Raw genomic sequence first — 12,531 nt, 5'->3', positions numbered from 1 at the left:
CGGGCCGGGGCGGGCATGCTGGGCGGACACGCGGCAATGTCACGGAGCGGAACGGAGTCGTCGCATGGCGTACATCGGCAGGCGCGGAGTGCTGGCCGCGGCGGCGGGGGTGCTGGCCGCCGCGGCGACGGCGGCCCCCGCGAAGGCGGTCCGGCCGGGGCGGGAGCCCCGGGCGCCGAAGGCGGTCGCCGCGGACTTCCGCGGAATGTGGGTCGCCTCCGTGCAGAACGTGGACTGGCCCTCGGAGAGCGGGCTGTCCGCCGCCGAGCAGCGCGCCGAGCTGATCGGGCTCCTCGACACCGCCGTCGCCCGGCGCCTCAACGCGGTGATCCTCCAGGTCCGGCCCACCGCCGACGTGATGTGGCCCTCGGCGCGCGAGCCGTGGTCCCAGTGGCTCACCGGGGAGCAGGGCGTCGACCCCGGCTGGGACCCGCTCGGCACGGCCGTCGCCGAAGCGCACGCCCGGGGGCTGGAGCTGCACGCCTGGTTCAACCCGTACCGGGTGGCCAACCACACCGACCGGAGCCTGCTCGTCCCCGAGCACCCGGCCCGCCGGAACCGGGGCTGGACCGTCGCGTACGGCGGCAAGCTGTACTACAACCCCGGGCTGCCGGAGGTGCGGCGCTTCGTGCAGGAGGCCATGCTCGACGCCGTCGCCCGCTATCCCCTCGACGGGGTCCACTGGGACGACTACTTCTACCCGTACCCCGTCGAGGGCGAGGACTTCGACGACGACGACGCCTACGAGGAGTACGGCGGCTCCTTCGCGACCCGCGCGGACTGGCGCCGCCACAACACCGACACCCTGGTCCACGAGATGTCCGGGCGGCTGCGGGCGCTGCGCCCGGCGGTCCGCTTCGGCATCAGCCCCTTCGCGGTGTGGCGAAACTCCGACCGGGACCCGCTCGGTTCGCCGACGCAGGCGGGCGTCGCCACGTACGACGACCTGTACGCGGACACCCGCAAGTGGGTGCGCGAGGGCTGGATCGACTACATCGCGCCGCAGGCCTACTGGCAGCTGGGCCATCCGACCGCGGACTACGCCGACATCGTCCCCTGGTGGGCCCGGACCGTCGCGGGCACCGGCGTACGGCTCTACGTGGGGGAGGCGCTCTACCGTTGCGACGGGCAAAGCCCGACCGCCGCGTGGCGCGATCCCCGGGAGCTGTCGCGGCACGTGCGCTTCGCCCGCGGATACCCGGAGGTCCGCGGCCACGTCTACTTCTCGGCGAAGCAGGTGGCCGCGGACCCCAACGGGGCGATGGCCAGGGTGGTGGCCGACCACTACCCGGCCGCGGCTCCGCCGCGTTGAGCCGACGGGCCGCGCCGGTTCACTGCTCGTGTCCGTCCGGGTGCTTGACCACGCAGTCGGGCCCGGGGGACATGACGGCCTCGTGTCCGTCGTTGAAGCGGACCCGGTAGGGAGGGGTGCCGTTCTCTCCGAGCACCTGGGTGATCTCACCGACCTTGTCGTGCTGGCCCACGATCCTCCCGTGCTGAACCAGCTGGTCGCCCTCGGTCGCGCGCATAGCTGACCTCCTCGGTGGCGGTCCGATCCGGTGCTAGCAGTTTAGGTCGTTCCCTCACTGTTTGACCCGTTGGGTCACGGCGATGCAGACGAGGACCGCGCCGGCGGCGACGGGCGCGGCGGGGGACAGGTGCTCGCCGAGCAGCGCCACCGACCACACCAGGGTCAGCAGCGGCTGCGCGAGCTGGAGCTGGCTCGCGCGGGCCGCCCCGATCTCCGCCATGCCCCGGTACCAGACGTAGAGGCCGAGGAAGGTGGAGCCGACGGCCACCCAGACCAGCCCGGCCAGCCCGTGCGCGGTGAGGTGGACGGGCTCGTGCGCGAGCCCGATCGCGGAGCCGGCCAGGCCGATCGGCAGGCACAGCACCAGGGCCCAGCCGATCACCTGCCAGCCGGGCAGCACCCGGGCCAGGCGCCCGCCCTCGGTATACCCGGCCGCGCACACCAGCAGGGCGGCGAACAGCAGGGCGTCGCCGAAGGAGAGGGCGCCGCCGCTCTGGGCCAGGGTGAAGCCGAGGACGATGACGGCCCCGGCGACGGCCGCCGCCCAGAACCGGCGCGGCGGCCGGGCGCCGGTGCGCAGCGATGACACGACGGCGGTGGTCAGCGGCAGCAGGCCGACCACGACGGCGGCGTGGGAGGTGGTGGAGGTCCGCAGCGCCAGGGTGGTCAGCAGCGGGAAGCCGATGACGACACCGCCCGCGACGACGAGCAGGCCCGGCCAGTGCGCGCGGTCGGGGAGCGGTACGCGCCCGGCGAGCAAGCAGGTGCCCGCGGTCAGGCCCGCGAGGACGCAGCGCAGGGCGAAGAGCGACCAGGGGCCGAAGCTCTCCAGGCCCCAGGCGGTGGCGGGGAAGGTCAGCGAGAAGGCGACGACACCGGTGGAGGCGAGGGCGGTGCCCCCGCCGAACCGCCGCACGCGCGCGGCGCCTCGCGCCGGGCCCTGCTCCGTGTCCCGAACTGCTATCGCGGCGGGGAGGGTAGCGCTATTCTTTGCTGTCATGTACGAGCGTAGCAGTGTGGCGGAACTGGCGGAATCCCTGAGGTCCGAGCTCAACCGCTACCCGATGGGTGGAAAGCTGCCGTCCAGTCGGGCCTTGGTCGAACGCTTCCGCGTCAGCCCCGTCACCGTCTCCCGGGCCCTCGCCCAGCTGGCCGCCGAGGGGCTCGTACTCACCCGCCCCGGAGCGGGCGTCTTCCGCGCGCGGCCCCGTGCGCAGGCCCCCGAGCCGGGCGACACCTCCTGGCAGGCCGTCGCCCTCAGTGCGGAGGGGGCCGGCGACATCGTCCCGCGCTCCGTCGACGCCTCCGGGGTGCTGGTCACCCTCGCGGCCCCGCCGGCCGGGGTCATCGAACTCCACAGCGGCTACCTGCACCCCGTGCTCCAGCCGGAGCGGGCCATGGCCGCCGCCCTCGCCCGCGCCGGGCGGCGGCCCGGGGTGTGGGGGCGCCCGCCCGTGGAGGGGCTGCCGGAGCTGCGGGACTGGTTCGCCCGGGAGATCGGCGGAGCAGTCGGGGCCGCCGACGTCATGGTCACCGCCGGCGGCCAGAGCGCGCTCACCACCGCCCTGCGGGCGCTCGCCCCGCCCGGGGCGCCGATCCTCGTCGAATCCCCGACCTACCCCGGGCTGCTGGCCATCGCCCGCGCCTCCGGGTGCCGGCCCGTCCCCGTCCCGGTCGACGCGGACGGGGTCCGACCGGAGCTGCTGGCCGAGGCCTTCGAAGCCACCGGGGCGCGGGTGTTCGTATGCCAGCCGCTGTTCCAGAACCCGACCGGGTCGGTGCTGTCCGACGAGCGCCGCGCCGAGGTGCTGCGGATCGCGCGCGCCGCCGGGGCGTTCGTGGTGGAGGACGACTACGCGCGCGCCCTCGCCCACGAGGACGCCGGCCCGCTGCCCGCGACGCTCGCCTCCGAGGACCGCGACGGGGTGGTCGTGCACGTGCGGTCGCTGACCAAGGTCACCTCGCCCAGCCTGCGGGTGGGCGCGCTGGCCGCCCGCGGGCCGGTCCTGGACCGGCTGCGCGCCATCCAGGTCGTGGACAGCTTCTTCGTGCCGCGGCCGCTCCAGGAGGCGGCCCTCGAACTGGTCGGCGCACCCGCCTGGCCGCGCCACCTGAAGACCGTCGCCGCCGAGCTGCGCCACCGCCGCGACGTCCTCGCGGGGGCGCTGCGGCGGGAGCTGCCCTCACTGGAGGTGCCGCACCTTCCGCGCGGCGGATACCAGCTGTGGGCCCGGCCCGGCGGGGGCGGGGACGACGTGGCCTTCGTGGCGGCCGCCCTGCGCGCCGGGGTCGCCGTCGCGCCCGGGCGGCCGTACTTCTGCGCGGAACCGCCCGGTCCGTTCGTCCGGCTGAGCTTTGCCGGGGTCGGCGGCGCGGGCGAGCTGACCGAGGCCGTCCGGCGGCTGCGGGCCGCCTCGGGGGGCGCGGCCGACGGCGGGCTTCGTTCAGACGCTTGACCCCGTGCGACACGCGGATCACCATCGCCGCATGCATGTTCGGGTTTCGCTAGTCGCAGCAGCCCGTAGTACCTCGCTGCTCGCCGAGCGCTTCGACGACGACCGCCCCATCGACGTGGACGGCTGGCGCGCGGTGGAGTCCGCCGCGCGCGGGCTCGTGCCCCTGGGCTCGGCCGAGCTCCGCTACTGTTCGCCGACCTCGCGCAGCCGGGCCACCGGCGCGGCCCTCGGCTACGCGCCGATGGCCCAGCCCGCGCTGCGGGAGTGCGACATGGGCCGCTGGCGCGGGCTGACCCTGGCGGAGGTGGCGGCCCGCGAGCCGGCGGCCGTGGACCTCTGGCTCGCCGATCCCCGCGCCGCGCCGCACGGCGGGGAGTCGCTGCTGGCGTTCATCGCCCGGATCGGCGGCTGGCTGGACACCCGGCCGGCGGACGACGGGGGAGCGATCGTGGCGGTGGCGGAGCCTTCGGTGGTCCGCGCGGCACTCGTGTACGCCCTGAACGTGCCGCCGCTGACCTACTGGAACGTGGACGTCCGCCCCCTGTCCACGGTCACCCTGGCGGGCTGGCCGCGCCGCTGGCACCTCTCCCTCCAGGCGCCGGCGTAAACCCGTTGAGGGGCCCTCAGACCCCGGTCCGGCACCCGCTGGTCTTGGACGCGGCGGGCGGGGCCGAGGCCGGCTCAGAGGAGCGAGACGGGGGCGGTCGCGGCGGAGGGGAGGTAGATCCCCGCGATGCCCGCGTAGTTCGCCCGGTAGCCGCGCAGGATCTCGTCGAGCGGGATCGTCAGCCGGGCCGGGGTGTCGCAGCGGGCGGCACCGAACTGGTCGGTGACGGCGGTGCACAGGATCCGGCCGCCGAGGGTGGTGAAGGTGACCGGTACGCCGTCCAGCCCGGCCGGGGCGTCCGCGATCCGCACGGTGGTGCTGAGGTTCTTGACGCCGAACAGCAGCCCGTTCAGCTTCGCCGGACCGGCCGTCGCGAGGGTGGCCACGGCGGGCCGGACCTGCCCGGGCAGGTCGCAGACCTGGAGCGCCGGGGCGTAGACCTGCCCCGGGGGACAGGCCGTCACCGTGGCGATCCCGCCTCCGCACTGCACGTAGAACCGCTGGTCCTGCACCCTCGGCAGCCGCCCGGTGGCGCCGCCGGCGCACGAGCCCTCGGCGGCGGTGGCGGGCCCCGCCCCCGTGCCGAGGGCGACGACCGCCCCCGCGGCCAGTGCGGCGAGTCCCTTGCCGATGCGCAACAACACCCTTGCCCCCAGTTCAGTTGTTCACTCAGTGTGACGAAATGAATACGAAGTGACTATAGGGATGGGTGTGTGACGGACGCAATGACCCCCGGGCGCCGCTCGTGAGTGCGAATGCCGCTATGTTGAACGCGTTCAATATGGCTTCGGGTTCGGGGGAACGGTCATGGCGCACGTCGAGGCGGCGGAGGTTCGGACGGCAGGGGTTCGGACGGCAGGGGCGGCCCATGCGTGGCAGACCAAGATCGCGGCGGCCGCGTGCGCGCTGCCGCCGGTGCCCGGGCTGCTGATGCTCGCGCACGGCCTGCCGGCCCTCGCCTTCTTCGCCGCCGCCCTGCTGGCCGCCGCCCCGCTGGCCTTCCGGGGCCACCGGGCGGCCTTCGGGGCGGCCTGCGCGATCGCCGGGTGCCTGCTCCTGCCGACCGCCTTCTTCGGCTTCTACGACGGGTTCTTCATCTTCCTGTTCCCGGCCCTGGTCCTGCCGCTCGCCGTCTTCGCGGACCCCACCCGCCACCGGATCGGCGCATCGTTCGCGACGGGTGTCGCGTGCCTGCTGATCGCGGTGTCGGCGCTGATCCACGGGTGCGTCGTGGTGGTCCTCGCCCGATGAGTTCCTACGGAGCGCGCACGTCCGAGGCGTCGACCCAGTCGATCCGCGCGACGAGTCCGGAGCCGGGCGCGGAGCCGGGCGCGGAGCCGGGCGCGGAGCCGGGCGCGGAGCCGGACCCGGGCCCGGGGCCGGCGGCCTCGGCGGCCAGCAGGGCCCACTCGCGGCAGGCCGCCACGAGCTCGGGCCACGGCGCGCCCCAGTCGACCTCGGACGCCCAGTCGATGCCCCCGCCCGCGTGGGAGGCCCGCCGCTCGGCTCCGATCCGCAAGAGGCCGAAGCCGTACACCGCCTGACCGTGACCGGCCAGGTCCGAGACCGCCTCGGCCAGGTCGGCCACCGGCCAGGCCCGGCCGCCCTGCAAGGCCTCGTACCGTCGGGCCAGGGCGCCGGCGCGGGGCGGCAGCACCTCCCGGCGGCCGCCGAGCTCGGTGAGCGCCCAGCGCACCGCCTCGCCCTCGCACTCCAAGGGATCGACCCCGGTGCCGAGGAGGGACGCGTACAGGGCCAGCAGGCGCGGCACGGCCGCCCGGATCCCGAGCTCGCCGAGGGACTCGGCGGCCCACTGCCGGACGGTGGAGTCCGTGCTGTCCAGCAGGCCGGTCAGGACCTCGCCCGGCCGGGGGTCCTTCAGCGCGTTGAAGACGTCGACGGCGCAGAGCTGCCCGAAGGCGCCCAGGCCCGGCACGGCCGCGATCACCTGGTCAAGGACGCGCGGACCGAGGCGGATCAGCGCGTGCTGGGCGTCCTCGGCCTCTTCGCCCGTGTCCGAGTCCAGCAGCCGCACGAGGGCCCCGATCCCGGCGTCCGCACGCTCCACGGCGACCGGGATCAGCGGCCGCGGGGCTTGCCGCGCTTGCCGGTGGACTTGGCCACGGCCTTGCCGCTCTTGGGGCCGCCCGCCCGCGGGTTCTTGGCGGCCGGCTTGCCGCCCCCGCGGGGGGCCGGCTGGCGCTGCGGCTTCGCCTTGGCCTTGTCCTTGTCCTTCTTCTGCTCGGGCTCGGGCTGGGTGCGCCCGCGGCCGCGCGAGCTGTTGACGGTCCGGCCGCGCACGATGCCGATGAACTCCTCGACCAGCTCGGGGGTGTCCTCCGCCTCGGGCCAGGACAGTGCGACGCGCGACTCCGGCGCGTCCAGGAGCGTCCGGTAGGTGAGGTCCTTGCGGTGGTGCAGGCGCGCGAGCGACTGCGGGACCGCGAGGACTCCGATGCCCGCCGCCACCAGCTCGATCGCGTCGGCCGTCGTCTCGGGCCGCTCCCGCGCGGGCTTGCCCGGCAGCTGCTCCCAGTCGAGGGTGTCGTCGAGCGGGTGGAGCACGATCTCGTCCGCGAGGTCCGCGAGGGACAGCTCCTCGGCCGCCGCCGCGACGTGGTCCTTCGGGATCACCACGACCGTGGTCTCCGTGTACAGCGGGATCGCGCTGAGGTCCGTCCGGTCGATCGGCAGCCGCACGAAACCGGCGTCGGCGCCCTTGGCGCGCAGCAGGGCCGGAGCCTCGGCGGGGGTGACCGGCACGAGGGTCAGCGGGACGTCGGGCAGGCGTTCCTTCCAGATCCGCACCCACTTGGTGGGAGTCACCCCGGGGACGTAAGCGAGCTGGAACGACGGGGGCGCCACGGAGTCTGTCACCCGGCCAGATTACCGGCCGTGGTCGGAGGTGGTGCACACGCTCGATACCCTTGACCCCATGACGTCGCACCAGAGCGCCCAGACCATGAAGCCCGCGACCGCGGCGAAGAAGCTGGGTGTGTACCTCGAGGCCACCCCCGCCGAGTTCCAGGAGGGTGTCGTCTCGCGCACCGAGCTGGCCGCCCTCCAGGCCGAGCCGCCCCAGTGGCTGCAGGACCTGCGGAGCAACGGCCCGCACCCCCGTCCGGTGGTCGCGGCGAAGCTCGGCATCTCCATCGCCGGCCTGGCGCGCGGCGGCATCGCCGACGCGCTCACGACCGAGCAGATCGAGGCCCTGAAGCAGGACATGCCCGAGTGGCTCGTCAAGGAGCGCTCCACCCAGGCCGAGGTCCGCAAGGAGACCGTCCGCATCAAGCAGATGCAGGCCGAGAAGGCCGAGAAGCGGGCGCGCTCCTGACCTTCCAGGCCCGCTGCCCGGACCACCCCGGGGCCCCGCCCTTCGACGCCCGACCGGATCACCCGCAGTCCCCGTACCGCCGGGGCCGCGAGCCGGCGGGCGTTGTCCTGTTTCCGGGCCCTCCGGGCCTCTTTGCATAAACGTGCGTAGGTACGTATAGTCATGCCATCGAGGAGGAGGGTTTCCGATGGTGGTACGTGTAGCGGTGGCCGGTGCGAGCGGATACGCGGGCGGGGAAGTGCTGCGCCTGCTGCTGTCCCACCCCGAGGTCGAGATCGGCGCGCTGACCGGGAACTCCAACGCCGGGCAGCTGCTCGGCTCGCTCCAGCCGCACCTGGTGCCGCTCGCCGGACGCACCCTGGAGGCGACCACGCCCGAGGTGCTCGCCGGTCAGGGCCGTCGGCATGACGTCGTCTTCCTGGCCCTGCCGCACGGGCAGTCCGCCGCCGTCGCGGCCCGGCTCGGCGAGGACGTCCTCGTCGTCGACATGGGCGCGGACCACCGGCTCCGGGACTCCGCCGACTGGGACGAGTTCTACGGCGCCCCGCACGCCGGCACCTGGCCCTACGGCCTGCCCGAGCTGCCCGGAGCCCGCGCCGCGCTGGCCGGCTCCAAGCGCATCGCCGTGCCCGGGTGCTACCCGACCGCCGTCTCCCTCGCGCTCTTCCCGGCCTACGCCGCGCAGCTCGCCGAGCCCGAGGCGGTGATCGTCGCCGCCTCCGGCACCTCCGGCGCCGGCAAGGCCCTCAAGCCGAACCTGCTGGGCTCCGAGGTCATGGGCTCCATGAGCCCGTACGGGGTCGGCGGCGGCCACCGCCACACCCCCGAGATGGTGCAGAACCTCAGCCCCGTCGCCGGTACCCGGGTCTCGGTGTCCTTCACGCCGACGCTGGCGCCCATGCCCCGCGGCATCCTCGCCACGTGCTCCGCCAAGGCGCTGCCCGGCACCACCGCCGACGCGGTCCGCGCCGCGTACGAGAAAGCCTACGCGGACGAGCCCTTCGTGCACCTGCTGCCCGAGGGCCAGTGGCCGGCGACGGCGTCCGTCTACGGTTCCAACGCCGTTCAGGTGCAGGTCGCGTACGACGGGGCGGCACAGCGGATCATCGCGATCAGCGCCATCGACAACCTCACCAAGGGCACCGCCGGCGGCGCGGTGCAGAGCATGAACATCGCCCTCGGGCTCCCCGAGGCACTGGGTCTTTCCACGATCGGAGTCGCTCCGTGAGCGACGAACGGGCAGCCACCGGGCTGCGGACGAGGACGACGGCCGCACGGGCGCGCTGCGCGGGCGGAGAAGCGAACGAGGAGATGCAGTGAGCGTCACGGCAGCACAGGGGTTCACGGCGGCAGGCATCGCCGCCGGGATCAAGGCAAACGGCAATCCGGACCTGGCCCTCGTGGTCAACAACGGGCCGCGTCTGGCCGCCGCGGGCGTCTTCACCTCCAACCGCGTCAAGGCCGCTCCGGTCCACTGGTCCGAGCAGGTCCTGCGGGGCGCCGCCGTCAGCGCGGTGGTCCTCAACTCCGGCGGCGCCAACGCGTGCACCGGACCCAGGGGCTTCCAGGACACCCACGCCACCGCCGAGAAGGTCGCCGAGGCCCTCGGCGGAGAGGTCAACGCCGGCGAGGTCGCCGTCGCGTCCACCGGCCTGATCGGCGTCCTGCTGCCCATGGACAAGCTGCTGCCCGGCATCGGGACCGCGGTCGCCGCGCTCTCCGCCGACGGCGGCGAGGCCGCCGCCATCGCCATCAAGACCACGGACACCGTGCACAAGACGGCCGTGGCGACCAAGGACGGCTGGACCGTCGGCGGCATGGCCAAGGGCGCGGGCATGCTCGCCCCCGGCCTGGCCACCATGCTCGTCGTCCTCACCACCGACGCCGACCTGGACAGCGCCACCCTCGACAAGGCGCTGCGCTCCGCGACCCGCACCACCTTCGACCGGGTCGACTCCGACGGCTGCATGTCCACCAACGACACGGTGCTGCTGCTCGCCTCGGGCGCGTCCGGCCGGGTGCCGGCGTACGAGGAGTTCGCGGAAGCCGTGCGCACGGTCTGCGACGACCTGGCCCGCCAGCTGATCGGCGACGCCGAGGGCGCCAGCAAGGACATCCGCATCGAGGTCGTCGGCGCGGCCACCGAGGACGACGCGGTCGAGGTCGGCCGGTCCATCGCCCGCAACAACCTGCTCAAGTGCGCCATCCACGGCGAGGACCCGAACTGGGGCCGCGTCCTGTCCGCGATCGGCACCACGAAGGCGGCCTTCGACCCGGACCGGCTGAACGTGGCCATCAACGGCGTCTGGGTCTGCAAGAACGGCTCCGTCGGCGAGGACCGCGACCTGGTCTCGATGAAGGACCGCGAGGTCCGCATCACCGCCGACCTGGCCACCGGGTCCGAGTCCGCGGTCATCTGGGCCAACGACCTGACCGCCGAGTACGTCCACGAGAACAGCGCGTACTCCTCATGAGTACCGCACGCAGGCACACCGCGCTGCCCAAGGCCGAGATCCTCATCGAGGCCCTGCCCTGGCTGACCCGCCACAACGGCAAGGTCGTCGTCATCAAGTTCGGCGGGAACGCCATGATCGACGAGGACCTGAAGGCGGCCTTCGCCCAGGACGTCGTCTTCCTGCGCCAGGCCGGCCTCAAGCCCGTCGTCGTGCACGGCGGCGGTCCGCAGATCAACGCCCAGCTGGACAAGCAGGGCCTGGTCAGCGAGTTCAAGGCGGGCCTGCGGGTCACCACGCCGGAGGCGATGGACGTCGTGCGCATGGTGCTGGCCGGGCAGGTCCAGCGCGAGCTGGTCGGGCTGCTCAACCAGCACGGGCCGCTCGCCGTCGGCATGACCGGCGAGGACGCCCACACCATCACCGCCACCAAGCACACCCCCGAGATCGACGGCGAGAGCGTCGACATCGGGCGGGTCGGCGAGATCACCGCCATCGACACGGGCGCGATCGAGGCCCTGCTGGCGGACGGCCGGATCCCGGTCATCTCCTCCATCGCGCGCAGCGCCGACGACCACCACGTCTACAACGTGAACGCCGACACGGCGGCCGCGGCCCTCGCGGCGGCGCTCGGCGCCGAGACGCTGATGGTCCTCACCGACGTGGAGGGGCTGTACGCGGACTGGCCGAACAGCGACGAGGTCATCAGCCGGCTCACCGTCAGCCAGCTGGAGAAGCTGCTGCCCGAGCTGTCCAGCGGCATGGTCCCGAAGATGGAGGGCTGCCTGCACGCCGTCCGCAACGGGGTGACCACCGCCCGAGTGATCGACGGCCGGGTCCAGCACTCGATCCTGCTCGAGATCTTCACCGACGAGGGAATCGGCACGATGGTCGTGCCCGACGCACAGGGAGGGGAACCCGCATGACCGGAAACCAGGCCACCAGCAACCAGCACTTCGCCGCCCGCTGGCAGGGCGCGCTGACCAACAACTACGGCACCCCCGCGCTGGCCCTCGTACGCGGTGAGGGCGCACAGGTCTGGGACGCGGACGGCAAGCAGTACACCGACTTCGTCGGCGGCATCGCGGTCAACGCCCTCGGCCACGCCCACCCGGCGATCGTCGAGGCCGTCACGGCCCAGGTCTCCACCCTCGGCCACGTCTCCAACCTCTACGCCTCCGAGCCGGTCCTCGCGCTCGGCGAACGGCTGCTCCAGCTCTTCGGGCGCACCGGCAAGATTTTCTTCTGCAACTCCGGTGCCGAGGCCGTCGAAGCCGCCTTCAAGATCGGCCGGCTGACCGGGCGGACCCACATGGTCGCCACCGACGGCGGCTTCCACGGCCGCACCATGGGCGCCCTCGCGCTCACCGGCCAGCCCAAGAAGCAAGCCCCCTTCCTGCCCCTGCCCGGAGACGTCACCCACGTCCCGTACGGCGACGTGGAGGCCCTGCGGGCCGCCGTCACCGAAGAGACCGCGCTCGTGGTCATCGAGCCGATCCAGGGCGAGAACGGCGTCGTCGTGCCGCCGGCCGGCTATCTGACGGCCGCCCGCGAGATCACCCGGGCCACCGGCACCCTGCTCGTCCTCGACGAGGTGCAGACCGGCATCGGACGCTGCGGCCAGTGGTTCGAACACCAGGCCCACGAAAGTGTCGAGCCCGATCTCGTCACACTCGCGAAGGGCCTCGGCGGCGGTCTGCCGATCGGCGCCGTGGCCGCCTTCGGCCCCGTGGCCGACCTGCTCCAGCCGGGCCAGCACGGCACCACCTTCGGGGGCAACCCCGTCGCGTGTGCCGCAGGCCTCGCCGTCATCGAGACCATCGCCGCCGAAGGCCTCCTCGACCGGGTCAAGGAGCGGGGCGAGCGGCTGCGCGGCGGAATCGAAGGATCCGCACACCCTCTCGTCTCCCACGTCCGCGGCGCCGGCCTCCTGCTGGGTATCGTGCTGACCGAGCCGCTCGCGCCGCAGGTGCAGCGCGCGGCTCAGGACGCCGGCTTCCTGGTCAACGCGCCCGCCCCCGACGTCGTACGGCTGATGCCGCCGTTCGTACTGTCCGAGGCCGAGGTGGACGCGTTCCTGCGGGCCCTGCCCGGCGTGCTGGACGCGGCGAAGTCCGCCGCGGACGTGGACGGATGATGAACCGGGGAAT

14 protein-coding genes are annotated in these 12,531 nt (G+C 73.9%); 9 read left to right on the top strand and 5 right to left on the bottom strand.

The features are described 5' to 3' along the window. Nucleotides 1-64: 64 nt before the first annotated feature. Nucleotides 65-1,312, top strand: coding sequence for a family 10 glycosylhydrolase (locus tag DRB96_RS04610; protein ID WP_112446963.1), 1,248 nt, complete (start codon nt 65-67; stop codon nt 1,310-1,312). A 19-nt stretch (nt 1,313-1,331) separates the two neighbouring features. On the opposite strand, the gene DRB96_RS04605 is transcribed toward DRB96_RS04610, so the two are convergent. After that, a complete protein-coding gene (locus DRB96_RS04605; RefSeq protein ID WP_112446961.1) occupies nt 1,332-1,529 on the bottom strand; it encodes a DUF1918 domain-containing protein in 198 nt (65 codons plus the stop codon). Nucleotides 1,530-1,583: 54 nt separating this feature from the next. Further along, nucleotides 1,584-2,531, bottom strand: a complete 948-nt coding sequence (locus tag DRB96_RS04600; RefSeq protein WP_112446959.1) for a DMT family transporter — start codon at nt 2,529-2,531, stop codon at nt 1,584-1,586. Here DRB96_RS04600 and DRB96_RS04595 point away from each other — a divergent pair. Beyond that, a complete protein-coding gene (locus DRB96_RS04595; protein ID WP_112446957.1) occupies nt 2,530-3,987 on the top strand; it encodes a PLP-dependent aminotransferase family protein in 1,458 nt (485 codons plus the stop codon). The two genes, DRB96_RS04600 and DRB96_RS04595, sit on opposite strands and share 2 nt — an antisense overlap. A 31-nt stretch (nt 3,988-4,018) precedes the next feature. Beyond that, the gene (locus tag DRB96_RS04590; protein ID WP_112446955.1) at nt 4,019-4,594 is read left to right on the top strand and encodes a histidine phosphatase family protein; all 576 of its coding nucleotides are present in this window, start codon (nt 4,019-4,021) and stop codon (nt 4,592-4,594) included. A 74-nt stretch (nt 4,595-4,668) separates the two neighbouring features. Here the strand turns inward: DRB96_RS04590 and DRB96_RS04585 are convergent, their stop codons facing one another. Further along, a complete protein-coding gene (locus DRB96_RS04585) occupies nt 4,669-5,232 on the bottom strand; it encodes a chitin binding peritrophin-A domain-containing protein (RefSeq protein WP_162688474.1) in 564 nt (187 codons plus the stop codon). A 169-nt stretch (nt 5,233-5,401) separates the two neighbouring features. On the opposite strand from DRB96_RS04585, the gene DRB96_RS04580 reads away from it, so the two are divergent. Next, nucleotides 5,402-5,845 (top strand): hypothetical protein, encoded by a 444-nt coding sequence (locus tag DRB96_RS04580; protein ID WP_112446951.1) that lies wholly within the window; start codon nt 5,402-5,404, stop codon nt 5,843-5,845. A 4-nt stretch (nt 5,846-5,849) separates the two neighbouring features. On the opposite strand, the gene DRB96_RS04575 is transcribed toward DRB96_RS04580, so the two are convergent. Next, nucleotides 5,850-6,662, bottom strand: a complete 813-nt coding sequence (locus DRB96_RS04575) for a HEAT repeat domain-containing protein (protein ID WP_112446949.1) — start codon at nt 6,660-6,662, stop codon at nt 5,850-5,852. Between the two features lie 11 nt (nt 6,663-6,673). Next, entirely contained in the window at nt 6,674-7,471 is a 798-nt protein-coding gene (locus DRB96_RS04570; protein ID WP_112446948.1) for a LysR family substrate-binding domain-containing protein, read from the bottom strand. A gap of 58 nt (nt 7,472-7,529) precedes the next feature. Between DRB96_RS04570 and DRB96_RS04565 the strand changes: the two genes are divergently transcribed. The 5 genes from DRB96_RS04565 (at nt 7,530) to DRB96_RS04545 (ending at nt 12,518) form a co-directional block, all read left to right on the top strand. Beyond that, nucleotides 7,530-7,928: a DUF5997 family protein gene (locus DRB96_RS04565; RefSeq protein ID WP_112446946.1), complete on the top strand. Its 399-nt coding sequence runs from the start codon at nt 7,530-7,532 to the stop codon at nt 7,926-7,928. Nucleotides 7,929-8,115: 187 nt separating this feature from the next. Next, nucleotides 8,116-9,156: an N-acetyl-gamma-glutamyl-phosphate reductase gene (argC, locus tag DRB96_RS04560; protein WP_112446944.1), complete on the top strand. Its 1,041-nt coding sequence runs from the start codon at nt 8,116-8,118 to the stop codon at nt 9,154-9,156. An 88-nt stretch (nt 9,157-9,244) separates the two neighbouring features. After that, a complete protein-coding gene (gene argJ, locus DRB96_RS04555; RefSeq protein ID WP_112446942.1) occupies nt 9,245-10,402 on the top strand; it encodes a bifunctional glutamate N-acetyltransferase/amino-acid acetyltransferase ArgJ in 1,158 nt (385 codons plus the stop codon). Further along, nucleotides 10,399-11,307: an acetylglutamate kinase gene (gene argB, locus DRB96_RS04550; RefSeq protein WP_112446939.1), complete on the top strand. Its 909-nt coding sequence runs from the start codon at nt 10,399-10,401 to the stop codon at nt 11,305-11,307. Before argJ ends, argB begins: the two co-directional genes overlap by 4 nt. Then, nucleotides 11,304-12,518 carry an acetylornithine transaminase gene (locus DRB96_RS04545; RefSeq protein WP_112446937.1) on the top strand — a complete coding sequence of 405 codons (1,215 nt, stop codon included), beginning with the start codon at nt 11,304-11,306 and terminating at the stop codon, nt 12,516-12,518. The genes argB and DRB96_RS04545 overlap by 4 nt, the downstream gene beginning before the upstream one ends. The last annotated feature ends 13 nt before the right edge of the window (nt 12,519-12,531 follow it).

It is taken from the genome of Streptomyces sp. ICC1, assembly GCF_003287935.1.
Lineage (GTDB): Bacteria > Actinomycetota > Actinomycetes > Streptomycetales > Streptomycetaceae > Streptomyces > Streptomyces tritrimontium.
This window is presented reverse-complemented; position numbering and strand designations above follow the sequence as displayed.